Annotated in this window: 21 protein-coding genes; 9 read left to right on the plus strand and 12 right to left on the minus strand. The window is 62.1% G+C overall.

Translation table 11 applies throughout. The annotated features are described in order from the left end of the window. The first annotated feature begins 40 nt into the window (after window positions 1-40). Together H0482_RS13165 and H0482_RS13170 are read left to right on the plus strand one after the other, a co-directional pair. Window positions 41-199, plus strand: coding sequence for a hypothetical protein (locus tag H0482_RS13165; protein ID WP_193730532.1), 159 nt, complete (start codon window positions 41-43; stop codon window positions 197-199). Continuing rightward, the gene (locus tag H0482_RS13170) at window positions 192-392 is read left to right on the plus strand and encodes a hypothetical protein (protein ID WP_193730533.1); all 201 of its coding nucleotides are present in this window, start codon (window positions 192-194) and stop codon (window positions 390-392) included. The genes H0482_RS13165 and H0482_RS13170 overlap by 8 nt, the downstream gene beginning before the upstream one ends. Window positions 393-456: 64 nt before the next feature. Here H0482_RS13170 and H0482_RS13175 read toward each other — a convergent pair whose 3' ends face one another. Then, window positions 457-672 carry a hypothetical protein gene (locus tag H0482_RS13175; RefSeq protein ID WP_230989638.1) on the minus strand — a complete coding sequence of 72 codons (216 nt, stop codon included), beginning with the start codon at window positions 670-672 and terminating at the stop codon, window positions 457-459. A 498-nt stretch (window positions 673-1,170) separates the two neighbouring features. Between H0482_RS13175 and H0482_RS13180 the strand changes: the two genes are divergently transcribed. Then, on the plus strand, window positions 1,171-2,217 hold the full coding sequence (locus H0482_RS13180) for a LacI family transcriptional regulator (RefSeq protein WP_330998263.1): 1,047 nt from the start codon (window positions 1,171-1,173) through the stop codon (window positions 2,215-2,217). A 6-nt stretch (window positions 2,218-2,223) separates the two neighbouring features. Here H0482_RS13180 and H0482_RS13185 read toward each other — a convergent pair whose 3' ends face one another. Both H0482_RS13185 and rirA read right to left on the minus strand, forming a co-directional pair. Further along, a complete protein-coding gene (locus H0482_RS13185) occupies window positions 2,224-4,038 on the minus strand; it encodes an ABC-F family ATP-binding cassette domain-containing protein (RefSeq protein WP_193730535.1) in 1,815 nt (604 codons plus the stop codon). Window positions 4,039-4,286: 248 nt separating this feature from the next. Beyond that, window positions 4,287-4,763, minus strand: a complete 477-nt coding sequence (gene rirA, locus H0482_RS13190; RefSeq protein ID WP_193730536.1) for an iron-responsive transcriptional regulator RirA — start codon at window positions 4,761-4,763, stop codon at window positions 4,287-4,289. 191 nt (window positions 4,764-4,954) lie between these two features. On the opposite strand from rirA, the gene H0482_RS13195 reads away from it, so the two are divergent. Further along, entirely contained in the window at window positions 4,955-5,260 is a 306-nt protein-coding gene (locus tag H0482_RS13195; protein WP_193730537.1) for an HU family DNA-binding protein, read from the plus strand. A 15-nt stretch (window positions 5,261-5,275) separates the two neighbouring features. Here H0482_RS13195 and H0482_RS13200 read toward each other — a convergent pair whose 3' ends face one another. After that, the gene (locus H0482_RS13200) at window positions 5,276-6,466 is read right to left on the minus strand and encodes an ROK family transcriptional regulator (RefSeq protein ID WP_193730538.1); all 1,191 of its coding nucleotides are present in this window, start codon (window positions 6,464-6,466) and stop codon (window positions 5,276-5,278) included. Between the two features lie 175 nt (window positions 6,467-6,641). Continuing rightward, a complete protein-coding gene (locus H0482_RS13205) occupies window positions 6,642-7,580 on the minus strand; it encodes an aldo/keto reductase (RefSeq protein ID WP_193730539.1) in 939 nt (312 codons plus the stop codon). A gap of 253 nt (window positions 7,581-7,833) precedes the next feature. On the opposite strand from H0482_RS13205, the gene H0482_RS13210 reads away from it, so the two are divergent. The 4 genes from H0482_RS13210 to H0482_RS13225 all read left to right on the plus strand — a co-directional run bounded on the left by H0482_RS13210 (window position 7,834) and on the right by H0482_RS13225 (window position 13,064). Further along, a complete protein-coding gene (locus H0482_RS13210) occupies window positions 7,834-9,411 on the plus strand; it encodes an ABC transporter substrate-binding protein (protein ID WP_193730540.1) in 1,578 nt (525 codons plus the stop codon). Between the two features lie 68 nt (window positions 9,412-9,479). Further along, window positions 9,480-10,460 carry an ABC transporter permease gene (locus H0482_RS13215; protein ID WP_193730541.1) on the plus strand — a complete coding sequence of 327 codons (981 nt, stop codon included), beginning with the start codon at window positions 9,480-9,482 and terminating at the stop codon, window positions 10,458-10,460. A 40-nt stretch (window positions 10,461-10,500) separates the two neighbouring features. Further along, window positions 10,501-11,424, plus strand: a complete 924-nt coding sequence (locus H0482_RS13220; RefSeq protein ID WP_330998266.1) for an ABC transporter permease — start codon at window positions 10,501-10,503, stop codon at window positions 11,422-11,424. Beyond that, a complete protein-coding gene (locus H0482_RS13225; RefSeq protein ID WP_193730543.1) occupies window positions 11,424-13,064 on the plus strand; it encodes an ABC transporter ATP-binding protein in 1,641 nt (546 codons plus the stop codon). The genes H0482_RS13220 and H0482_RS13225 overlap by 1 nt, the downstream gene beginning before the upstream one ends. Window positions 13,065-13,206: 142 nt before the next feature. On the opposite strand, the gene H0482_RS13230 is transcribed toward H0482_RS13225, so the two are convergent. Both H0482_RS13230 and H0482_RS13235 read right to left on the minus strand, forming a co-directional pair. Next, entirely contained in the window at window positions 13,207-13,482 is a 276-nt protein-coding gene (locus tag H0482_RS13230; protein ID WP_193730544.1) for a hypothetical protein, read from the minus strand. Window positions 13,483-14,214: 732 nt separating this feature from the next. Next, window positions 14,215-15,249, minus strand: a complete 1,035-nt coding sequence (locus tag H0482_RS13235) for a Gfo/Idh/MocA family protein (RefSeq protein WP_193730545.1) — start codon at window positions 15,247-15,249, stop codon at window positions 14,215-14,217. 80 nt (window positions 15,250-15,329) lie between these two features. On the opposite strand from H0482_RS13235, the gene H0482_RS13240 reads away from it, so the two are divergent. Next, window positions 15,330-16,055, plus strand: a complete 726-nt coding sequence (locus tag H0482_RS13240) for an SIMPL domain-containing protein (protein WP_193730546.1) — start codon at window positions 15,330-15,332, stop codon at window positions 16,053-16,055. A 22-nt stretch (window positions 16,056-16,077) separates the two neighbouring features. Here H0482_RS13240 and H0482_RS13245 read toward each other — a convergent pair whose 3' ends face one another. From H0482_RS13245 to H0482_RS13265, 5 genes are all read right to left on the minus strand, one after another. After that, window positions 16,078-18,738 carry a bifunctional diguanylate cyclase/phosphodiesterase gene (locus H0482_RS13245; protein WP_230989639.1) on the minus strand — a complete coding sequence of 887 codons (2,661 nt, stop codon included), beginning with the start codon at window positions 18,736-18,738 and terminating at the stop codon, window positions 16,078-16,080. A 132-nt stretch (window positions 18,739-18,870) separates the two neighbouring features. Continuing rightward, on the minus strand, window positions 18,871-19,281 hold the full coding sequence (gene mce / locus H0482_RS13250) for a methylmalonyl-CoA epimerase (RefSeq protein WP_193730547.1): 411 nt from the start codon (window positions 19,279-19,281) through the stop codon (window positions 18,871-18,873). Then, a complete protein-coding gene (gene scpA, locus H0482_RS13255; RefSeq protein WP_193730548.1) occupies window positions 19,278-21,389 on the minus strand; it encodes a methylmalonyl-CoA mutase in 2,112 nt (703 codons plus the stop codon). Before scpA ends, mce begins: the two co-directional genes overlap by 4 nt. Next, window positions 21,389-23,371 carry an acetyl-CoA carboxylase biotin carboxylase subunit gene (locus H0482_RS13260; RefSeq protein ID WP_193730549.1) on the minus strand — a complete coding sequence of 661 codons (1,983 nt, stop codon included), beginning with the start codon at window positions 23,369-23,371 and terminating at the stop codon, window positions 21,389-21,391. The genes scpA and H0482_RS13260 overlap by 1 nt, the downstream gene beginning before the upstream one ends. A 10-nt stretch (window positions 23,372-23,381) precedes the next feature. Further along, window positions 23,382-24,914, minus strand: coding sequence for an acyl-CoA carboxylase subunit beta (locus H0482_RS13265; protein ID WP_193730550.1), 1,533 nt, complete (start codon window positions 24,912-24,914; stop codon window positions 23,382-23,384). Window positions 24,915-24,938 lie beyond the last annotated feature (24 nt).

The following is a 24,938-nucleotide window of genomic DNA, read 5'->3' on the forward strand; positions in this document are numbered from 1 at the left end:
GTTGCTTGGATTCGGAACCTAAAGCGTCAGGAGCCTGTCCGTGTCCCGCAATGGTCTTTTCGCCGTGATCGCCGTGATCGCCGTGCTGGCCGTCGCCGTCGTGGCTTTCGCCATCTATACCTACCAGCAGCAACAGGCCCGCCCCGGCATCGAGGTGCGCGTGGATGAAACAGGAATTTCCGTCGATGGGAATGGCTGAGCGAAAGACCGGCGGCAGGTTTCAGGCCATCGCCACCGCCCTTGGCGGGGAATTGCAGCGGCAGGCCGACACCGGCGCGTCGCGCATCGACGTGGAAGCACTGGCCGAAGCCGTGGAGAAGGCGCTCGCCCCATCCCAGCCGCTCTCAGAAGGCACGAAGCCCTCTGAGTTGAATGCCGGCAATGATGGTTGAGGGAGCGTTTTCCTTCAGCCGATGAAGCGCCTGAAAAGCCGGTGGCGACGCCCCCGGCTATTTCTCAGGCCGCTTCGCCGTTCTCCACCGCCTGGCTCACCGCCAGATGCGCCATCTCGATATTGGGGAAGCGTTGGCCGTCTATGGAGAAGGCCGGCAGCTTGACGGCAAGGAACCTGTAGCCGTCCGCATCGGGCACGACGACGCCTTGCGGCTCACCACCCACTTCGATGACGACGGGCCTCAGCCTTTCAGCCCGGTTTAAACTGATTTCCTGCATTTGTGGGCACTCCACTTGTGCGTCGGGTCAACGACGGCCGCACGTTCCTTTGCGGAACGGCGCCTCGGGCCAGCGACACGGATTCTATCTTTTGTGTGAGACGGGGATGTGACGCGGATCACATTCGTTTCGAGCGACAGAACCCTTGCCAGCGTTTGGCGCGATAGTTTCGGAGTACCAGGTTCGAACACGCGGCATGGAGAGTGAAGGTCGTCGATGTCGTCATCGTCATTCCTTTCCTTGCGGTGTTTGACGGAACGGGTTTGACCACGCCATTGCGGCGCAGCAAAGGCAAGATAATCAGCCGATGCGGTTTTTGCCAGTGTCGGACGATGCGCAAAGTCGGAAAAAAGCGAAAAAGACTGCTCAACTTTTGTCTAACCGTAGTCGCTGTCATGTGTTTTCGCGCGCATGGCGCTTGCACAAAGCCTGGCAATCTGGTCTTGTTTTTCTCTTATCGAGCGCCGTTGCCGGCCAGCGGCGGGTGGGAGGGGAAACGTGTCCGACCAAGAATTGCCGCCTGTGGCACGCGGCAAGCGGGGAGCCAAGCCGTCTGGCAAGCCCACCCTGAAAACCATTGCCCAGATGACGGGTTTGGCCGTCACCACCATTTCGCGCGCCCTCAACAACGCGCCCGAACTGGCGCAGGATACCCGCGACCGGGTGCAGAAGATCGCCGCCGAAATCGGTTATTTGCCGGACCGCGCCGCCCTCCGCCTCAAGACCGGGCGCACCAATGTCATCACGCTGATCCTCGAGCCGGATGAGCAGATCTATGGTTTTGGCACCAATCTGGTGACCGGAATTACCGAGGCCCTGCGCGACACCGCCTATCACCTCGTCATCACGCCGCTTTTCCGCAATGTGTCCCCGCTCGACCCGGTTCGCCATATCGTGCGCAACCGCATGGCGGATGGGGTGATTTTCTCCAAGGTCGAGACCTTTGACGAGCGCGTCCGGTTTCTGCTCGACAACGACATCCCCTTTGTCAGCCATGGCCGCAGCCAATGGCCCGAGCCGCATGCCTATGTCGATTTCGACAATGAGAGCTATGCCTATGCCGCGACGAAGCGGCTGGCCGCCAAGGGATGCCGGAAGGTTTCGATCATCCTGCCCGATTCGGCGCTCAATTATACCGAGCACCTGCGCAACGGCGTGGCGCGGGGCGCGGCGGAGGCCGGCATCGCCTACGAATTCGCCGCCGACGTCAACCTGGCTAGCGCCACCGACGCGATCCGCAATTACGTGATGAAGCGCGCCAAGCGGGCAGAACCGCCGGATGGCTATGTCTGCGCCTCGGAAATTTCGGCGCTGGCGGTGATCGGCGCCTTGACCGATGCGGGCCTGGTGCTGGGCCAGAACGCCCATGTGGTCACCAAGCAATCCACCTCGATGTTCATGCAGTTCCAGCCCAATGCCGAAACCGTGCAGGAAGATTTCGCCGATGCCGGCCGCAATCTGGGGCGCATCCTGCTCCGCCAGATCGCCGGGGAGACCGAGGGCCTGAACTATCTGGCGCAGCCCAAATTCGAGTGGAAGGACTGAAGCGGCTCAGGAGCCCTCCAGTTCCTCGCGCAACATTTCGAGTTCGAGCCATTGCTCCTCTGCCGCCGCCTTTTTCGTCTCGGCGGCTTCGAGGGCCTTTGACTTGGCGGCAAAGCCCGTTGGATCCTTGGTGTAAAAGGCCGGATCGGACAGGGTTGCGTTCAGCGTCCTGATCTCGGCGTCGAGCCTGTCGATGTCCTTGGGCAGGGTTTCGAGCGCGTGCTTTTCCTTGAAACTCAGCTTTCGCTTGGCAGAGGGCGCCGCCGCAACGGCTTCGGCTTTCGGCTTTTCTGGTTTTGCCGGCTTGTCGAGCGTGCGGGCGGCCACGCCCTCTCCGCGCTGGGCCACCATGTCGGAATAGCCGCCGGCATATTCGGTCCAGCGTCCGTCGCCTTCCGCCATGATCACCGAGGTCGCCACCCGGTCAAGAAAATCGCGGTCATGGCTCACCACCATCACGGTGCCGGCATAGTCGGACACCATCTCTTCGAGCAGATCGAGGGTTTCGAGATCGAGATCGTTGGTCGGCTCGTCGAGGACGAGGAAATTGGACGGCAGGGCCAGCGTCCGGGCCAGCGCCACGCGCGCCCGCTCGCCACCGGAGAGCTTGCCGATCGGGGTATTGGCCTGTTCGGGCGCGAACAGGAAATCCTGCATATAGCCCATGACGTGCTTCTGCTCGCCATTGATGTTGATATTGTCGCTGCCGCCGCCGGTCAGGGCATCGCGCAGGCGGGTCTCGGGTTCGAGCTTGGCCCGGCCCTGATCGAGCATGGCCATTTCGATGGCCGCACCGCGCTTGATCGTGCCGCTATCGGGTTCGAGCAGGCCGGTGAGCATCTTGATCAGCGTGGTCTTGCCCGCGCCATTGGGACCGACAATGCCGACCCGGTCACCGCGCAGCACGCGGGTGGAAAAATCTTGCACCACAATGCGAGAGCCGAAGCTCTTGGAGATGTTTTCCGCTTCGGCCACCAGGGCGCCGGACGTGCGCCCTTCGCTGACCGCAAGGGTCACATTGCCGGTGACGCGGCGCTGGTCGCGGCGATCCTGACGCAGATTGGCGAGCCGTTCGCGCCGGCCGACATTGCGTTTGCGGCGGGCGGTGACGCCATAGCGCAGCCAGTGTTCCTCGCGCACGATCTGGCGGTCGAGCTTGTGACGGTCCTTTTCCTCCTGCTCCAGCACCTCGTCGCGCCAGGCTTCGAAGGCGGAAAAACCCTTGTCGATGCGGCGGGTAACGCCACGATCGAGCCAGACGGTGGAGCGGGTGAGATCAGCGAGGAAGCGCCGGTCGTGGCTGATCAGCACCATGGCCGAGCGCATCTGGCCGAGTTCGTCCTGCAGCCATTCGATGACCGGCAGGTCGAGATGGTTGGTCGGCTCATCGAGCAGCAGGACGTCGGGACGCGGCGCCAGAACCCGGGCCAAAGCGGCGCGGCGGCCTTCGCCGCCCGAAAGCGTTTCCGGACGCTCCTCGCCAGTCAGGCCCAGGGCATGAAGCAGATATTGGGCGCGATAGGGATCGTCGCCCGGCGCCAGCCCAGCCTCGACATAGGCGAGCACATCGGCGAAGCCGCTGAGGTCGGGTTCTTGCGGCAGATAACGGATCGTGGCGCCCGGCTCGGCGAAACGCTGGCCCGCATCATGCTGGACGAGGCCCGCGGCGATCTTGAGCAGGGTGGACTTGCCCGAGCCATTGCGCCCCACCAGGGCAATGCGCTGGCCGGGCGATACGATCAGTTCGGCCGCCTCGAGCAATTGCGTGCCGCCAAAGGTGAGCTGAATGTCCTGAAGGGAAAGAAGCGGGGGGGCTGCCATGTCAAATCCGGGAAAAACTGGCCCGGATAGAGCATGGCCCGCCCGGCAGATCAATGATGAGGGAAATGAAAAGACCGGCCAGGACGTTGAGGATCCTGGCCGGTCCGGGGAGACGGTAGCAGCAAGCCCCGTCGTGGTACAGCGCCCGGACCCACAGGCCCCAAGGGGTCGCCAGCGCCATGGCCAATATCAATCACGCCATAACATGATTGTCAAACTCATATTTGAGTTTTGCCGTCAGCTTTATTCTAGGCGACCGAGATTGCCGCCAGGCTCTCATTGACCGCCTCGGCGGTGGTGATGCCCAGCCGCTCGCGGATCGAGCGCTTCTTGCTGGCCAGATCGGCAATGGTATGGCGGCTCAGCACCTCGAAAAACGCGCCGAGCGCTTCGCGCAGCGCGCCATTGAGGTCGCATTCCCCAATCAGGGGGCAATCGGAACCATCTTCGAAACATTCCGCCATGGCGAAGTTTTCTTCAGTGAGGCGGATGGTGTCGAGCAGGGTGATCTGCTCGGCAGGCTTGCCCAATTGGATGCCGCCATGGCGCCCGCGCACCGTCTTGAGCAAGCCGTTTTCCACCAGCGGCTTGATCAGCTTGAACAGGAACAGCTCGGAAATGCCATAGGCGCGCGCAATCTCTGCAACCCGGCTCAGCCCCGGCTCGTTGACCGCGCAATAGACCAGCGTGCGAATGGCGTAGTTGGATTGGCGGGTCAATCTCACGGGCAAAATTCCTTGGCATTACGGCGCCGTGCGAGCCGGCCCATCTCTCATAATTCGGGTCGCAGCTTATAACCATTCTAAAAAATGTCAAATAATCTTGAAATCGAAATTCATATTAACCGGACCCGGCAAATGGCTGGACATCCACTTATGTTCGCTTTAGGAATTTAATGTCTGGGAGGAACTTATCGGTGAATAATACCATCACGCGCGCAATGCTTGCCGATCGGGCCAGCGATGCGACCGAGATCAAACATTGCGATGTATGCCAGATCGCCCAACGCATGTTCGAACTGGTCGGCTCGGCCCTGAGGGAGGGTGACAGCGTCAAGCTTACCGGCTTCGGCTCGCTTCAGATCCGGTCACGCGCCGAACGTGTCGGTCGCAATCCGCGTACCGGCGAAGAGCATCGGATCGCGCCCCGCCATGCGGTAATCTTTATCCCGGGCGCCAGACTGCGCGCAGCGCTCGATGGCATGGATCAGATCAGAGCCTGAGGGCGCTGTCCCCACTCAGAAATAGCGATTGAACAGCGGCAGCTCGGCGGCGCCGATGGCTGGTGCCACGGCTCCGTGGCGGCCTGTCGCCACCATGGGCGGCGCAATGCCGAGTACCGGCAATGCTGCCAGTTCGCTCCGGAACCGCGTGACCAGCCTTTCGGTAATGGCCGGCCCGAGTACGGTATCGATGACAACCAGAGGGGCATCCACGACGGTACTGGTATTGAACGCGACACGAGCCAGCACCTTGGCGCTGTCGACAATCCAGCTGTCCACCTCGCTCTCGATTTCATCCCAATCCCAATGCGCAAGTGCCGCAATGTCTCGCGGCTTGCCCGCCTCCGCCAACCGCTGACCCAGGGCCCAGAGGGAAGCGATATGATAGGCCTGTTGCGGCCCCCTGCCATCGAGCTGCACCAGCATCATGCCCATATCGGCGGCATTGCCATTATGCCCGCTCCACAACGCGCCGTCGCCGATCACGCCGGCCCCGATAAAGTGGGATACGAGAAAATAGATGATGCTGGCCGGTCGTGGCGGCGTCAGCGCGATCAGTTCGGCCCAACAGGCGGCATTACCGTCGTTGATGAGCGTGACTTCGAGCCCGGTGCGCGTCGCAAGTTCGGCCTGGGCGTCGAGCCCCTGCCATTGCATTACCTGCTCCTGCGGCGCGCCGATCCGCCTGATCCCGTCAGCCAGCCCCGCGGGCATGGCCAATCCCAGATCGAGGAGCCGATCGAGATGGTCCTGCGGCACTAGCGCCTTGAGGTCTTCGACGCATTGGCCAATGAAATCGAAGATGCCGCCCGCATCGGGATAGTCGTAGTCGACATGGCGATGGCCGAGCACTGTGCCATGCAGGTTGAGAAGCATGACGTCGGCGTGTCGCCAGCCCAGTTCCACACCGATGGCATAGCCGCCATCCTTGTTCAGGAGAATGGGCGTTGCCGGCTGGCCGCGCCGGCCGCGCAGCGCCGCGCCCCTTTCCACCAGACCTTCTTTTTCGAGCTTGGTGAGAATAGCCGAAACGGTCTGGGGCGCGAGGCCCGACATGCGGGCGATCTCGGCATTGGAAACGCCCGACGCATTGAAGCCTACCACCGTCAATACGGTCTTTTCGTTGGCCCGCCTCAGCCCTTCATGCCGCAAGGCCCGTCCATTTGTATCAAAAATATCCCGCGTGGGTCCGGCGGAAACAGACATGGCCAAAAGTCCAAGCATTCATTCCGCCAGCCGGCAATGCCGGCGGACGCGATGAGACCAGATCGGAAGGTTCGGTCGGGGCGGACTGAAACCGGGGTGAATAGTCCATATCATCATGGCCGCGGGATTACGCCAAGCGCTGAATTAAGAGCGGCCCGATGCGTCCCGCACCCGTTCAGGCGCCCGCTTTGCTCAGCATGGTCAGCGCGGCTTGCGGCAGGTTGAGCCGCACGCCTCGTGCCAGGCTCTCAAGCTGCGCCACCGAACTCGCCGAGGCAATGGGGGCGCTGACGCCTTCCTGCGCCACGACCCAGGCCAGCGCGATTTCGGCCGGGGTCGCTTCCATCTCGGACGAAACCTGATCCAGGGCCGCCAGGATAGCCATTCCCCGCGCGTCGAGATAACGCCCGATGCCACCGCCGCGCGGCGACTGGCCGAGATCGGCCTCGCTGCGATATTTGCCGGTCAGAAAGCCGGAGGCGAGGCTGTAATAGACGATGGCGCCGACTTCATTTTCGAGGAGATAGGGTCGCAGGGCATCGAACTCGGCCCGGTCATAGAGATTGTAGCGCGGCTGGGTCACTTCGTAGCGCTGCAGGGATTTGACTATGGCCGTCTGCTGGGCCGCCGCCATCATCTCGGCATTGTAGTTGGAAGCGCCGATGGCCCGCACCTTGCCAGACCGGATCAGCCCATCATAGGCCGAAAGCGTTTCCTCGTGATCGGTCTCGGGGTCCGGCCAATGGCTGAAATAAAGATCGATATAGTCGGTCTGCAGACGCCGCAGCGAATCTTCGACGCCTTGCCGGATGGCATCGGCCTTGAGCCCGCCCGGCCGCTTGGCCGAATTGACCTTGGTGATGACATGCACCTCGTGGCGATTGCCGCGCGCCTTGAGCCATTTGCCAATGATCGTCTCGCTCATGCCCGGCGGATTGCCCGGCACCCAATTGGGATAGCCTTCGGCCGTATCGATGGCGCTAAATCCGGCGGTTATGAAGGCATCGAGGATGGCGAATCCGGTATTTTCATCCACCGTCCAGCCAAAGACATTGCCGCCCAGCACAAGCGGTTCGATTACCAGGTCGCTGCGTCCGAGGGGGCGACGGTTCATTGACATTCTCCTTTTTGGTGCCAGGGGCTCAACGCACATAACATGGATTTGTTCTCCCGGTCGGCATCTTCGCGGCACCGAACCGATTTGTAAAAAACCGTCCATACTTGTGGATAGCCATTCGGCAGGCCCTTAAATTGACCAAATGGTCAGTGAAACTCGTTGCGCTCCCTTCCATTCTAGGCTTTTGTGTGCCCCAAGCCTCCGGCGCAAGCGCTGAGAAGGCGTTGATTAAAGGAACGGGAGACTATCCATGCACTCATCACTGACCCGCATCGCGGCGGTACTTGTCGCCTCGACGATGCTTGCCGGTGTTGCAAATGCCGAAACGATCCGCTGGGCGCGTTCGTCCGATGCGCTGACTCTGGATCCGCATTCGCAGAACCAGGGCAATACGCACACGGTCGCTCACCACATCTATGAAACCCTGCTCGGCCGCGACAATGACGGCAGCCTGACGCCGCGTCTGGCCACCGAATGGGCGCTCAAGGACGGCGACCCGACCGTCTGGGTGTTCAAGCTGCGTGAAGGCGTCAAGTTCCACAACGGCAATGATTTCACCGCCGAGGACGTGATCTACTCGATCACCCGCGCCAAGAGCGAATTCTCCAACATGAAGCAGCTGCACGCCGAAGTGCAGTCCGTGACCGCCATCGACGATCATACCGTCGAATTCCAGATGACCGGCCCGGCGCTGATCTATCCGAACAACCTCACCAATACTTTCATCATGGACAAGACCTGGTCGGACGAGCACGATCTCGCCGTCGTCCAGGATTTCGCCAGCGGCGCCACCAATTACTCGGTGCTCAACACCAATGGCACTGGCCCCTATACTCTGGTGTCGCGTGAAGTCGATGTGAAGACTTCGCTGGCCTATAATGAAGGCTGGTGGGGCGACAAGCCCGAAGTCACCGCCATCGAATATCTGACCATTGCCGATGCGCAGACCCGTATCTCGGCCCTGCTCTCGGGCGAAATCGACATCGTCCAGGACGTGCCGCCGCAGGACATCGAGCGCCTCAGCAACACTGCCGGCTTCAAGGTCGAGATCGGCCCGGAAAACCGCTTCATCTATTTCGGCTACCGCTTTGGCGATGAGCCGCTGAAGTCCTCCAACATCACCGATTCCAACCCGTTCAACAGCCCGCTGGTTCGCGAAGCCATGGAGCTGGCGCTCGATCGTGACGCCATCAAGCAGGTGGTGATGCGTGGCCAGTCGATCCCGACCGGCATTCCCAACCCGCCCTTCGTCAATGGCTGGACCCCGGAACTGGACGCCTATCCGCAGCCCGACATCGCCAAGGCCAAGGCCCTCATGGCCGAAGCCGGTTATGCCGATGGCTTCTCGGTGACGCTCGACACCCCGAACAACCGCTATGTCAACGACGAAGCCATCTCGACGGCCTATGTCGGCATGCTCGGCCAGATCGGCATCAACGTCACCCTGGCTTCGCGCCCGGTTGCCGAACACAGCCCGATCATCCTGGCCAACAATTCCGACTTCTACCTGCTCGGCTGGGGCGTCCCGACCTTTGACTCGGCCTATGTGTTCAACGACCTGATCCACTCCAAGACCGATCTGCACGGCACCTATAACGTCGGTCTTTATTCCAACCCCGAGCTGGACGAGAAGATCATCGCTCTCGGCACCATGGACGACATCGCCGCCCGCGACGCGACCGTCGCCGAGATCTGGGAAGTGGTGAAGGCCGACCGCGTGCTGCTGCCGATCCACAACCAGGTTCTCGCCTACGCCATGCGTGAGGGTGTGACCCTGCCGGTGCAGCCGGAAAACCAGCCGAACATGACCACGGTCACTTTCGACTAATTATCATCAATCCAGAACCGCCGCGTGCAGCCCTGTCTCACGCGGCGGTTCGTATTTGCGGGGGTGCCATGCTCGCCTTCATTGCCCGGCGGCTCGTGCAGTCCGTCATCGTCATGCTCGTCGTGGCGTTCATTGCCTTCCTGGTCTTCCGATATGTCGGCGATCCGCTGGCCGCCCTGCTCAGCCAGGATGCCAAGCAGGCCGATTACGACGCCGCCCGCGAGCGTCTCGGGCTCGATCAGCCCTTCTATGTCCAGTTCTATTATTTCGTGCTCAACGCGCTGCAGGGCCAGTTCGGCATTTCCTACCGGCTGCAGCAGCCGGTCAGCCAGTTGATCCTCGAACGCCTGCCGGCGACCATCGAGCTTGCCTTCGCCTCGGCGACTATTGCCCTGGTCTTCGGCGTGCTGCTCGGCATCTATACGGCCCTGAGGCCCCGCGCCTTTTCCTCCGGCTTCATCATGACCGCCTCGCTGGTCGGGGTGTCGCTGCCCACTTTCCTTATCGGCATCGGACTCATCTATATCTTTGCCGTGGAGCTGAAATGGCTGCCCTCGTTTGGGCGCGGCGAGGTGGTGCAGATCGGCTGGTGGCGCACCGGATTGCTCACCCAATCGGGCCTCAGATCGCTCATCCTGCCGGCCATCACCCTGTCGCTGTTCCAGCTGACGCTGATCATGCGCCTGGTGCGGGCGGAAATGCTCGAAGTTCTGCGCACCGATTATATTCGCTTCGCCAAGGCCCGCGGCCTCAGCAAACGCGCGATCAATTTCGGCCATGCACTCAAGAACACCATGGTGCCGGTGATCACCATTACCGGGCTGCAACTGGGTTCGGTGATCGCCTTTGCCATCATCACCGAGACGGTGTTCCAATGGCCGGGCGTCGGCTCGCTCTTCGTCAATTCGGTGGCGGCCGTCGACGTGCCGGTCATGGCGGCCTATCTGGTTTTCGTCGCCCTGGTCTTCGTGGTGATCAACCTCATCGTCGACATCCTCTATTTCATCGTCGATCCGCGCCTGCGCGACGGCGCCAAATCCGGGAGGTAGCATCGTGACCGATCTGCCCCATTCCCCCGAACAGCCGGTCGTGGCTGTCAAAACCTCGCGATGGAAGACTTTCCTCAAGTCCGACATCTTCTGGTCCTACCGGCATTCGCCGGTGACCATCATCGCTTCGATAGTGGCGCTGCTGCTGATCCTGATGGCGGTATTCGCGCCCTGGCTGGCGCCCTATAATCCGTTCAATCCGGCGACGCTCAACCTGATGGACGGCTTCACGCCGCCCAATTCATCCTCGTTCTCCGGCAAATATTTCGCGCTCGGCACCGACAGCCAGGGCCGCGACATGCTCTCCACCATCATGTATGGCTCCCGGGTCTCGCTGTTCGTCGGCATCATGGCGACGCTGTTCGCCATGGTCATGGGTGTGGGTCTCGGCCTCGTTTCGGGCTATGTCGGCGGCATCGTGGACACCATAATCATGCGCGTCGCCGACGTGCAGCTGAGCTTCCCCGCCATCCTGATCGCCCTGCTGATCTTCGGGGTAGCCCGCGGCATCATCCCGCCCAACCAGCAGGAAGGCGCGGCCGTCTGGGTGCTGATCATCGCCATTGGCCTTGCCAACTGGGCCCAGTTCGCCCGCACCGTGCGCGGCGCGACCATGGTGGAGCGGCAGAAGGATTACGTGGCGGCCGCCCGCATCCTGGGCGTCAATCCGCTCGTTATCCTCTTGCGCCACGTGCTGCCCAATGTCACCGGCCCAGTTCTGGTGATCGGCACGATCGGCCTGGCTCTGGCCATTATCGAGGAAGCCACGCTCTCCTATCTCGGCGTCGGCGTACCCCCGACCCAGCCCTCTCTGGGAACGCTGATCCGCATCGGCCAGCAATTCCTGTTCTCGGGCGAATGGTGGATCATCCTCTTTCCGGCCATCACCCTCATTCTGCTCGCTCTGTCGGTCAACCTTCTGGGCGACTGGCTGCGCGATGCCCTCAATCCGAAGTTGCGCTGATGACCGAGCCCGTGCTTTCCATCAAGGATCTCGTCGTCGAGTTCCCCTTCCGCAATGACGTTTTCACCGCCGTCAACGGCGTGTCCTTCGACATCATGCCCGGCGAAGTGGTCGGCGTGGTGGGTGAATCGGGCGCCGGGAAATCGATGACCGGCTCCGCCGTCATTGGCCTGATCGAGCGGCCCGGCCATATTGCGGGCGGGGAAATCCGCCTCAAGGGCGAACGCATCGACAATCTGCCCGAGGAGCAGAAGGCCAAGCTGCGCGGCAAGCGCATCGGCATGGTGTTCCAGGATCCGCTGACCAGCCTCAACCCGCTCTATACGGTGGGCGAGCAGCTGATCGAAACCATCCGCACGCATCTGCCGCTCTCGGAAGCCGAAGCCCGGCAGAAGGCCATCGACCTCCTGGTCGAAGCCGGTATTCCCAAGGCGGCGGAACGGATCAATTCCTATCCGCATCAATTTTCGGGCGGCATGCGCCAGCGCGTCGTCATCGCCCTGGCCATCGCGGCCGGGCCGGAACTGATCATTGCCGACGAGCCGACTTCGGCGCTGGACGTCTCGGTACAGGCCCAGATCATCAAGGTGCTGAAAAAACTCTGCGCCAGCCATGGCGCGGCGGTCATGCTCATCACCCATGACATGGGCGTCATCGCCCAGACCGCCGACCGCATGGTGGTCATGCATCAGGGCAAGGTGGTGGAAACCGGCAGCGTCGGCGACATCATCCGCCGCCCGCGCGAGCCCTATACGATCAAGCTGATCGACTCGATCCCCACCATCAAGCGCCAGGACGATGCCCCACCCCCCGCCGAAGCGGCCAATGACGACAATGCCTATGTGCAGGTGCGCCATCTGATTCGCGATTTCGAGATCGGCGGCGGCAGCTTCACCAAGCTCCTGCCCGGCAAGGTCGAGATTTTCCGTGCCGTCAACGATGTGAGCTTTTCCATCCCCAAGGGCCAGACCTTCGGCCTCGTGGGCGAGTCCGGCTCGGGCAAATCCACCTGCGCCAAGATGATCGTCGGCCTGTTGCCGCCGAGCTCGGGGCAGATATTGGTCGATGGCCACGACATCTGGGCCGGCGGCAAGGGCCATCAGGAACGGCGCAAGCGCGTGCAGATGATCTTCCAGGATCCCTATGCGAGCCTTAATCCGCGCTGGCGCGTGGCCGACATCATCGCCGAGCCGATGCGCACTCTGGGCATTGCCCGGGGGCGCTCGGAGGTGGAGGACAGGGTGGCCGAATTGCTGCGCCGCGTCCGCCTCGATCCATCGGTGATGCGGAAATTCCCGCATGAATTCTCCGGCGGCCAGCGCCAGCGCATCGCCATTGCCCGCGCGCTCTCCAGCCAGCCCGAATTCATCGTCTGCGACGAGCCCACTTCGGCGCTCGACGTCTCGGTGCAGGCGCAGGTGCTGGATCTGATGAGCGAATTGCAGGCCGAATTCGGCCTCACCTATCTGCTCATCAGCCATAACCTGGCCGTGGTGCGGCAGATGTCCACCGCCGTGGGCGTGCTGCATAACGGAATTCTGGTGGAAAAAGGCCCAACCGATTCCATCTTCGACAATCCGCAGGCCGACTACACAAGGATGCTGCTGGACGCGGTGCCCGATATTTCCAAGGTGGCGTAAGCGCCACCGGCAGGCCCCCCATCGTCACCACCCGGCTTGTCCGGGTGGTCCATAAGGATGGATTGGTCACCCGTATTGCCCGGGCAATGACAATGGAGCAGAGCACGCCCTTCTTGGCCGGGCGCGCAGGGGGCGTCGCGTTTTAATGCGCCGCGTGGCTTACCGGGCTTGGCACAGGCAAAGTTTCAGCGACCGACACGACAAAATCATAGGTCTTGCGGCTCTCCATGATCGCCATGTCGATGTCGCCATCTTTGAGATTGTCAATCAGGGCTTCTCGCGCTTCCGCCGCGGCGGCCTTGCCGGCGCTGTCTTCGATCCGCTGAAGCAGAAAGGCCATCGACAAATAGAGCGCGTTGACGACGATCTTCATTTCCTCAACTGGCGCCCCGGCACGAATTTCACTGGTATCGAGCATTTCAAGCTCCTCATGCTTTGACTCTAGCTGCAATGATGCCCGGGAGACATTCGTTCCATTTCGCCCCCTCAACCAGCCGCGCTGCGAAGGACATGCGTCTCCAAGCCCCCATCCAACCACTCCTGCGCTTCAAAAAGACACCGAGTCCCAGCGGGCTCACAAACACTCTCACCCTCGCTCGTCACCCTCGGGCTTGCGTGAACTGAACCAAGACTTATCCCCTCTATCCCCCTCCCCCGAAACCTCAGGCACATTGTCCGCACTCCTGCACAGGCTGCGCGGTCGCGACGAACAATCGGTGTGGGGGACCGGATGGAGAAGGGGTCGCCTTTCTTCCGTTCGCGCGAATGGACGGACCCCCGGTACTCTCCCCGGGGAACCATGTCGGGCCCTTCCGGCTGCACCGGATCGGCAGCTGCCACGTCGCCAGCAGGGCGAAGACGAAGCAGTCCCTCATGGATCGGAGCGGACGTAATTCCGCCGGACCCAGCGCGTTGAACGAGCCGCCGGTGCGTGGGGCGAGGTTTTCCTCAACCTATACCTTTGCCGGACCACCGGCACCGAGGCGAATTTCGCCCCACGCCGCAGCTTCGAGTTGTGCGGCGAAGCCGACATATCGGTCCGGTGGACCGATATGAACGAGAAGGCCATGAGCGCCAAGCGCGAATGGCAGTCTCTCTCCACAGCAAACCCGGAGGCGCCTCGCCGTCCGGCGTTTTGTCATGCCGGCGGCTAGACCTCCACCCGCCTTCCCTCCCGGCCCGAGCGGACAAGCGCATCGATCAGCCGGTGCACATTGAGGGCGGTATGGCCGGTCGATCGCGGCTGGCGATCCTCGCGGATTGCCGCGACAAAATCCTCGATCTGGGCCTGATGCCAATCGAAGGGAAAGGCCATGGGGTTGGCGCCTCCTCCGGAATTGCTGGCTTCGCCCACGATTTCGTTGCGCCCGTCCATCCAGTGCAGCGTCAGGCTGCCGCCGGTGAGAACGGCGCTGGCCTGTTCGAAATTGAGCGTCAGGCTTTCCGCCGCACCGGGGAAATTGGCGGTGCTGGCCATCAGCGCCCCGACCGCGCCATTGGCGAATTCCAAACCGCCGGCGACGAAATCCTCGGCCTCCATCTCATGGAGGGCCGTGGTCGCCGACAGAGCCGTGACCGCCTTCACCGGCCCGGTCAGGCTCAGCATCAGGTCCAGCGAATGGATCGCCTGGGTGATGAGGACGCCGCCGCCATCCTGGGCAAAGGTGCCGCGCCCCGGCTTGTCGTAATAGCCCTGTTGCGGCCGCCACCAGGGCACAACCAGATGCGCGGCGCACAGCCGGCCCAGGCCGCCGCCCCGCACCGTGTCGGCCAGGGCAAGGGACGCCGCCCGGAAACGATGCTGGAAAATGATGCCGAGCTTCACCCCGCCCTCGTCGCACAGCTGGACGATGCGCTCGGCGGCTGCGGTCGAGCGTTCGACCGGCTTTTCCATCAGCACATGCTTGCCGGACTTGACGGCGGCTGCCACGATGTCCTCGCGGGCATTGGGCGGGGTGAGCACCAGAATGGCCTCAATGGCCGGATCGGCCAGCAGCGCCTCGTAGCTTGCGGCCATTGGGAAATCATATTGGGTGCAGAAGCGCTCAAGCTCCTCCCTGTTCCGCCGCCATACCCCCCGAACATCGACAAGGTCGCGCAGCGCATTCAGCGCCAGGGCATGGGGCTTGGCCCCCATGCCCGCTCCGACCACACCCAGTCCGAACCATGCCTGTTCATCCGTCATTCAGCCGCTTCCTTCTATGCCTTCACCGCGCTATCGTCGCGGCGTTCCATCCCCGGCAGGGGCATCATGAGGGAATTAACATGAAATTCGTGGGTGTTGTTGCAGCGCTTCTGCTGGGGGCCGGCATTGCGCTGGCCGGCTGGTTCGTCGGCACGTCGCTGGTGGAGAGCAGGCAGCCCTTGCGCACGGTGACGGTCAAGGGCTTGTCGGAACGCGCCGTGCAGGCCGATCTCGGATTCTGGCCGATCCGGTTCGTGGCCACCGGGCCGAGCCTGGAGGCCGCGCGGGCCAGCCTGGAAAATTCGGAAAGCGCCGTCCGCAGCTTCCTCGATGCGCGCGGCTTCTCGGAAGATGAAATCCAGGTCCAGAACGTCTTGGTCGAGGACCGGGCCGCCGGCTACAATTCATCCTCGATGAACGACGATTATCGGTTCGTTTTGACTGAAGACATGCTGGTGACCACGTCGAAGGTGAGCGAACTGGCCGATGCCAGCCGTTCGGTTGCCGACCTGTTGCGCCAGGGCGTGGTGTTCTCCTCGGACAGCTACAGCGCCGGCGCCTCGTTCGTCTTTACCAATATCAACGACCTCAAGAGCGAGATGCTGACCGAAGCGACCACCCGCGCCAAGGAAACGGCGGCCCAGTTCGCCACTGAATCAGGCGCCCGGGTCGGCGATATCCAGAGCGCCAATCAGGGCGTGTTCGAAATCCTGCCCGCCGTGGACATTCCCAATGACCGGCCGGAAAAGCAGATCGACAAGAAGGTCCGCGTGGTGACGACGATCACCTATTTCCTGGTGGATTGACACCAATAGGGCGTGCGGGGCACTACCCCGCGCGCCGCCAGTCCTCCCCGGCGACGAAGGCTGCAAAGGCTTCGGAACTCATCGGCCGGGCAAAGGCATAGCCCTGCAGGATGTCGCAGCCCAGATCGGCGAGAATATGGGCATGCTCCATGGTCTCGACGCCTTCGGCGACGATCTCGATATCCATGCTCTTGCCGATATCGACGATGGAAGCCACGAGCTGGCGCTGCGCCGGTTCATCAAGGATCGGATTGACCAATTGCCGGTCGATCTTGAGCCGGCGCGGATGCAGTTTCTGCAGCGAGACGATGGAGGCATAGCCAGTGCCGAAATCATCGATCTCCACGTCGATCCCCATATCCTTGATCTGGTCGATGTTCCAGGCGACCAGACCGTCGTTTTCATCAAGATAGATCGATTCCACCAATTCAAAGGCCAGCCGGCCCCGCGGCAGGTCCAGTCGTCGGAGCGCGGCGACCAGCCCTTCGTCATTGAGCCGTCTCAGCGAAACATTGACCGAAACGCGGGGCACGACGAGCCCCATTTGCTCCCAGCGCCGCAAGTCGGCCAGCGTCTGGTCCAGCACGATCTCGTCGATCTGGGCCATGACATTGAGCTCTTCGGCGACGGCCATGAAGCTGTCGGGGGTCTTTATGCCCTCGGCAGGATGCTGCCAACGCGCCAGGGCCTCGACACCAACGAGATCGAGCGTCTGTGCAGCGAATTGGGGCTGGTAATAGGCAAGGAACGCGCTCTCATCGAGCGCCGTCAGCACCTCATCGGCGGTCCGCTTGGTGCGAACCACTTCCGCCTGCAACGCTTCGGAGAAAAATTCATAGCGATTGCGGCCCCTGGCCTTGGCGCGATATAGGGCGATGTCGGCATTGATCAGCAATTGCTTGACGTCGGTGCTGGAAGTCCGGCTAACCGCCACCCCGATGCTGACACCGAAGCGGCATTCATGCCCTTCATGGCTGGCTGGCTTGCGCATGTCCCGAACGATGCGATCCGCCATCAGATCGAGCCGCTCATCACTGGCCCCGGCAGTGGAGACGATGACGAATTCATCACCGCCAATGCGTGCGACGAAATCAGTTCCCCGGCAATGCGTGCGCAGAACCCGACTGGCATGGACCAACATGGCATCGCCGGCGGCGTGGCCGAGTGTGTCATTGATCTGCTTGAACCGGTCCAGATCGATATGCAGCAGCGCGATCGAGCCGCTGCCGAAATAGCCATCTTCGGCGTGGCGGGAGAGGAAATCGTCAAGATAGCGGCGATTGGGCAGGCCGGTCAGGCTGTCGTGCAGGGCATTGTGCTCGATGCGGCTGCGGGCCAGTTCCAGTTCACTGGCCCGGGCCTCGGCCTGGCGCTTGGCGAGCCGCAGGTCTTTGTTCAGCAGAATATCGGCCGTGACGTCCCAATTGACGCCGATGACCTTGTCGGGCTGTCCCGCCTCGGAAAACATGGCTGCGATCGAGCGGACATAGCGATAGCTTCCATCCGGCAGGACCACGCGGTAGTCGGATTCATAGCGTCCACCGGCGGCCATGAAGCGGAAATCGGCATCGGCACGGTCCCGGTCCTCCGGATGAACCTTCTCACGCCAATGATCATGGCTGCGCGGACTATTGTCGGGGGGGAGCCCATAAAGTTCGTTGGTGCGTGAATCCCAGATCTCGAAACCGGTGGCGGGGTCCATCTCCCAGACGCCGACTTTGGAGACATCCAGCGCCAGGTTGAAACGCTTGGTCAGCTTGGCAAGTTCGGCCTCGCGGCGGGCCAGCTCACGGATATGGTTGTGCCGCTGCCCGATCATGCGGCCTGTCAGCACTATGGGAAAAAGAATAAACCCGCCGGCCACCAGAATGGCGGCCCGCAGCGCCCAGATCAAGCCGGGATTAGGCAGCCAGCCGGTGGAGGGGACCGCCGCGATCTGCCATTGCCCCGAGGGCAGGACCACATCGACGGTAACCGGCTGCCTGCCGGACAGATCGGGGCCGTAGAAGCGCTGGCCATCGCCACCCAGTCCATCGACGCCGGTAATGGAAATATCGAGATCCAGAGCCGTATGGGTCAGACCGCTGGCCGAATAAAGACGATCCACATCCACCACGGCGGCGACCAATCCCCAGAAATGGCGATTCTCGCCTTCCCCGGCATAGACCGGGAAGCGCCCGACGATGCCCTTGCCGCCCTGAACCAGATCGACCGGACCAGCGATGTTGAGCTGGCCGGTGGCCAGAACCTGTTCGACCGCCGGCCATTGGCCGGGCGTGGCGCGATAATCCAGACCAATGGCGCGCTCATTGCCGCTCAGAGGATAGGTCATGCGGATGACCAGGTCAGGCGCCGCCGCAACCGAGCGCAATTGACTGTCGGCCTCGAAGAGATTGCGCACCAAGGTATCATAGCGCGCCTGATCCATGTCCGGCTCGGTGCTGATGGTAGAGACCAGCCCTTTGATCAATTGGATATTGCTGGCGATATTGCCTTCCAGCTTGGCCCGGATCACGGAAATCTCGGCCAGCGTCTCGGCGCGCATGCGGCTTTCGGCAAGCTGCAAATTCTGCCGGTCAAGCAGCACGCCAGCCACCAGGATCAAACACAAGGCCACCAGAACCGGGCCCAGCATGGTGCGCCGCCAGTCTGCGCGGTGTCTGTCGCTACCGGATTCGGACATTCTGTCGCCTGTGCGAGCCAACGGCTCTCCCCCTGTTCAGCGACGAATATTATGCGGCAGAAATTGACGAGTGCCTTACCGAGGGCCTCAAGTGTCTTTTTGGTAAATGGGGAGGAAATTCGAGGCCGAATATTATTCCCCCATCTCCTCAAGCTCAATTAAGGTGCCGTCGAAATCTTTGGGATGGAGGAAAATCACCGGCCGGCCATGCGCCCCTATCCTGGGTTTGCCATCGCCCAGGACTCTCGCGCCATCCTGGCGCAATTTGACGATTGCAGCGTCAATGTCGGGCACCTCGAAACAGATATGATGCATCCCTCCGACCGGGTTCTTGGCGAGAAAGGCCGCTATGGGGGAATCCGCGCCCAAGGGCTCGAGCAATTCGATCTTGGTGTTGCCCACATCGATGAACACCACCGTGACCCCATGATCGGGCAGGATCTGTGGCGACCCGGTTTCGGCGCCGAGCTGGTCGCGATATTTCGCGGCGGCGGCGGTGAGGTCAGGCACGGCAATGGCAATGTGATTGAGACGGCCGATCATCTGTTGGAGAGCCTTCCCTCGATCTCGTTAAGCACGGAAAAAGCCGCGTCGAGCACATTGGTGCCGGGGCCAAAAATGGCGGCGACGCCGGCCTCGTAGAGGAAGTCATAATCCGGTTCGGGGATGACGCCGCCGACGATGACGGTCACGTCTCCCAGTCCCCGGGCCTTCAACGCCTCGACCAGTTCGGGCACCAGCGTCTTGTGGCCCGCCGCGAGTGAGGACACGCCCACTGCATCGACCTTGAATTCGTCGGCATGGGCAGCGACTTCCGGGGCGGTTTCGAACAGGTCGCCCATATGGACGGTGAAGCCCAGATCGGCAAAGGCCGAAGCGATGATCTTGGCGCCGCGATCATGACCATCCTGACCCATCTTGGCGATGAAGATGGCCGGCTCCCGGCCCCGCGACGCCTTGAACGCGGCAATGCGATCCGAGACGGACTTGAGCTGGGGGTCGTCGCCATAGCCCTCGGCATAGACGCCCGAAATCACTCGGGTAACGGCCCGATGGCGACCGAACACGTCTTCCATGGCCGAAGAAATTTCGCCCAGCGTGGCGCGAGCCCGCGCTGCCTCGATGGCTGCTTCCAAAAGATTGCCTTCATCCTTGGCCGCATATTCGCGCAGGGCGGCGAGCATGGACTGGCACTTCTCCTCGTCGCGTGTCGCCCGAATATGCTGCAATTGCGCCACCTGTTCGGCGCGCACCATGGCATTGTCGATCTCGCGAACTTCGATCTCGTCCTCGACATCAAGCCGGTAGCGGTTGACGCCGACGATCACGTCCTCGCCACGGTCCACCCGGGCCTGACGCAAGGCGGCGGCCTTCTCGATGGCCATTTTCGGCGCGCCGGTATTGACGAAGGCGGTCATGCCGCCCTGGGCTTCGGCTTCTTCGATCAGGGCACGGGCGCCGTTGACCAATTCAGCAGTCAGCGCTTCGACATAATAGGAGCCGCCCAGCGGATCGACCACGTCGGTAATGCGGCTTTCATGCTGAAGGATGAGTTGGGTATTGCGGGCGATACGGCTCGAAAATTCGGTGGGCAGCGCGATGGCTTCGTCGAAGGAGTTGGTATGCAGGCTCTGCGTGCCGCCCAGCGTTGCTGCCAAAGCTTCGATCGTGGTGCGGATGACGTTGTTATGCGGGTCTTGTTCGGTCAGCGACACGCCCGAGGTCTGGCAATGGGTGCGCAGCATCTTGGAGCGCGGATCCCTGGCCCCCAGCGCCGTCATGATCTCGCTCCAGAGCTGGCGGGCGGCGCGGAGCTTGCTGGCTTCGAGAAAGAAGTTCATGCCGATGCCGAAAAAGAAACTGAGGCGCCCGGCAAAGGCGTCGATGTCGAGCCCCTTGCGCTGGGCGGCGCGGACATATTCCATGCCATCGGCCAGGGTATAGGCCAGCTCCTGCACCGCGTCGGCCCCGGCCTCGTGCATATGATAGCCGGAAATGGAGATCGAATTGAACTTGGGCATGTGGCGGGCCGTATGGGCGATGATGTCGCCGATGATCCGCATGCTGGGTTCGGGCGGATAGATATAGGTGTTGCGGACCATGAACTCCTTGAGAATGTCGTTCTGAATGGTCCCCTCCAATTGCTCCTGCCTGACGCCCTGCTCCTCGGCCGCGACCACGAACATGGCCAGGACCGGAATGACCGCGCCATTCATGGTCATGGACACGCTCATCTGATCGAGCGGAATGCCGTCGAACAGCACTTTCATATCCTCGACCGAGTCGATGGCGACCCCGGCCTTGCCGACATCACCGACGACGCGGGGATGGTCGCTGTCATAGCCGCGATGGGTGGCCAGATCGAAGGCCACGGAGAGCCCCTTCTGCCCCTTCTGCAAGGCCGCACGATAAAAGGCATTGGATTCGCGGGCGGTCGAGAAGCCGGCATATTGGCGGATGGTCCAGGGCCGGTTGGCATACATGGTGGCCCGTACGCCGCGAGTAAACGGCTCGACGCCCGGGATTTCGCCGCCCTCGCCGAGATAGACCGGGCTGACCTTGATGCCACCATAGTCACGATCCAGCGCGGACAGTGGCGTGTCACGGAGTTCCTTCTGGGCGAGCTTGGCCCATTTCTCATGACCGCTCATCACAGGGCCTCGAATTCGAGCATGATCTGGTCCACCGCCAGCACCGCGCCGGGCACGACATGCACCTTGGCGACGCGAGCCCGCTTCTCGGCCTTGAGCACATTTTCCATCTTCATGGCCTCGACGATGGCTAGGGTCTGGCCGTCCTCGACCACGTCACCCTCCTTGACATCGATGCGCACGACCTGGCCCGGCATGGGGCAGAGCAGAAACTTGCTCATGTCCGGCGGCACCTTGATCGGCATGTGCTTGAGATATTGCGCGATATGGGGGCGCAGGACCAGAACCTTGAGGTCGGCCCCGCGATAACGGATGCGGAAACCGGACGTCGTCGGATCGACTTTAAGCACTGCATGGCGGCCGCCCGACCAGTCGAGATGGACAAGGGTGTCGCCCGGCTGCCAGGCGAGGCGCAGAGCTTCCGAGCGCCAATCGAGATCAACGAGAATGTCCTGGCCATGCTGGTGCAACACCACATTTTCGGCCTTGCCGCCCACCTGAACATGCCAGCGGCTTTCGGTCTGGGCGCCGAAACGCCGCTGCTCGCGACGGGCCATCAACACGGCGGCGGCGGCCACCACGTCGAAATGATGCTCCTCGCTGAGCGAAGCACCGGTAAATCCCTCGGGAAATTCCTCAGCAATATAGCCAGTCGTTAGCCGCCCTTCGCGAAAACGCTGCTGTTCCATGACGGCCGAGAGGAAGGGCAGATTATTGCCCACCCCTTCGACCTCGAAAGAGTCCAGCGCCACGGCCATGGCATCGACGGCGGCAGCACGGGTCGGGGCCCAGGTGCAGAGCTTAGCGATCATCGGGTCGTAGAAGGTCGAGATTTCCCCGCCCTCGAAAACGCCGGTATCGTTGCGCACGACCAGACTATCTCCGGCGCTTTCCGCCGGGGGGCGATAGCGGGTCAGCCGGCCGGTGGAGGGCAGGAAATTGCGATAGGGATCCTCGGCATAGAGCCGGCTTTCGATGGCCCAGCCATGGCGTTTCACCTCGTTTTGCGCCAGCGGCAGTTTTTCGTCATTGGCGACGCGCAGCATCAATTCCACCAGGTCCAGCCCGGTGATCATTTCGGTCACCGGATGCTCGACCTGAAGACGGGTATTCATTTCAAGGAAATAGAATTTCCTGTCCTTGTCGACGATGAACTCGACCGTGCCGGCGCTGCGATAGCCCACGGCCTTGGCCAGGGCGACGGATTGCTCCCCCATGGCCCGGCGGGTCGCCTCATCGAGGAAGGGGCTGGGCGCTTCCTCGATCACCTTCTGGTTGCGGCGCTGGATCGAGCATTCGCGCTCATTGAGATAGAGCGCATTGCCATGGCCATCGGCGATCAACTGGATTTCGATATGGCGCGGCTCGGTGACGAATTTTTCGATGAAGATACGATCATCGCCGAAGGAACTTGCGGCCTCGGACTTGGAGCGCTCGAAGCCTTCGCGCGCTTCGGAATCGTTCCAGGCGATGCGCATGCCCTTGCCGCCGCCGCCGGCACTGGCCTTGATCATCACCGGATAGCCGATGGAGGAGGCGATGGTGACGGCGTGTTCGGCGTCATCGATCAGGCCCATATGGCCAGGCACGGTGGAGACGCCGGCTTCGGCGGCGATTTTCTTACTGGTAATCTTGTCGCCCATGGCCTCGATGGCCTTGGGCGGGGGTCCGACGAAAATGATGCCTTCCTTTTCCAGCGCCGCGGAAAACGCCGCATTTTCGGACAGGAACCCATAGCCGGGATGGACAGCTTCCGCGCCGGTTGCCTTGCAGGCGGCGATGATCTTGTCGATCTGGAGATAGCTCTCCTTGGCCGGCGAGGCACCGATATGGACGGCCTCGTCCGCCATGCGCACATGGAGCGCCTCCCTGTCGGCGTCGGAATAGACGGCGACGGTGGCGATGCCCATTTTTTTCGCGGTCTTGATCACCCGGCAGGCGATTTCGCCGCGATTGGCGATGAGGAGTTTGGTGATGGTCATGAGCCTCTCCTCACAGCGGAATGTTGTCGTGCTTCTTCTTCGGCCCCTGAACCGCCTTGTGGCGCAGGGTGGAGAAGGCACGGATGACGCGGCGTCGGGTGCCATGAGGCATGATGACGTCGTCGATGAAGCCGCGCTCAGCGGCGACGAAGGGATTGGCGAAGCGGGCCTCGTAATCGGCCGTGCGCCGGGCGATCTTGTCCTTGTCGCCCAGTTCCGAGCGGTAGAGAATTTCGGTCGCGCCCTTGGCGCCCATGACGGCGATTTCGGCGCTGGGCCAGGCATAATTGACGTCGGCCTTGATGTGCTTGCTCGCCATCACGTCATAGGCGCCGCCATAGGCCTTGCGAGTAATGACCGTGACCAACGGCACGCTGGCCTCGGAATAGGCAAAGAGCAGCTTGGCGCCATGCTTGATGATGCCACCATATTCCTGCGCCACGCCGGGCAGGAAGCCGGGCACGTCCACGAAGGTCAGGATCGGGATTTCGAAGCTGTCGCAGAAGCGGATGAACCGCGCCGCCTTCTTCGAGGCATTGATGTCGAGGCACCCGGCCAGGACCAGGGGCTGATTGGCGACGACGCCGATTGTGTTGCCGTCGAGCCGGATGAAGCCGCACAAAATATTGCCGGCGTGATCCTTCTGGATTTCCAGAAACTCCCCCTCGTCGGCGACGGTGGTGATGACCTCGCGCATGTCATAGGGCTTGTTAGCGCTGTCGGGAATGATGGTATCGAGCTTGTCGTCGCGTCGGTCGATCGGATCGTGGGTGGGCAGACGCGGCGGCTTCTGCCCAGCCGCCAGCGGCAGATAGGAAAAGAGCCGCCGCACTTCGAGCAGCGTTTCGATGTCATTGGCAAAGGCCGCGTCGGCCACCGAGGAAATCCTCGTATGCGTCGAGGCGCCGCCCAATTCCTCCTGCGTCACGATTTCATTGGTGACGGTCTTGACCACATCGGGGCCGGTGACGAACATGTAGCTCGAATCCTCCACCATATAGATGAAGTCGGTCATGGCGGGGGAATAGACCGCGCCGCCGGCACAGGGCCCCATGATCACCGAGATTTGCGGCACCGCGCCCGAGGCCTGCACATTGCGCCAGAACACGTCGGCATAGCCGCCGAGCGCTGCCACGCCTTCCTGAATACGCGCGCCGCCGCTGTCGTTGAGCCCGATCACCGGCGCGCCATTCTGCATGGCGAGATCCATGATCTTGCAGATCTTTTGCGCATGGGTTTCGCTGAGCGAGCCGCCGAAGACGGTGAAATCCTGGGAAAAGACATAGACCAGCCGACCATCGATGGTTCCCCAGCCGGTCACCACGCCATCGCCGGCAATGATCGTCTCATCCATGCCGAAATCGCGGGCGCGATGGGTGACGAACATGTCGTATTCTTCGAACGAGCCCGGATCGAGCAGCACGTCGAGGCGTTCACGAGCCGTGAGCTTGCCCTTGCCGTGCTGGATGTCGATGCGCCGCTGCCCACCACCCAGCCGCGCCTCTTCGCGCTTGTCTTCAAGGGCGGAAATGATGTCCTGCATGCGCGATCTCCCGGATTGACCTGT

This window comes from Devosia faecipullorum, from assembly GCF_015158295.1.
GTDB lineage: Bacteria > Pseudomonadota > Alphaproteobacteria > Rhizobiales > Devosiaceae > Devosia > Devosia faecipullorum.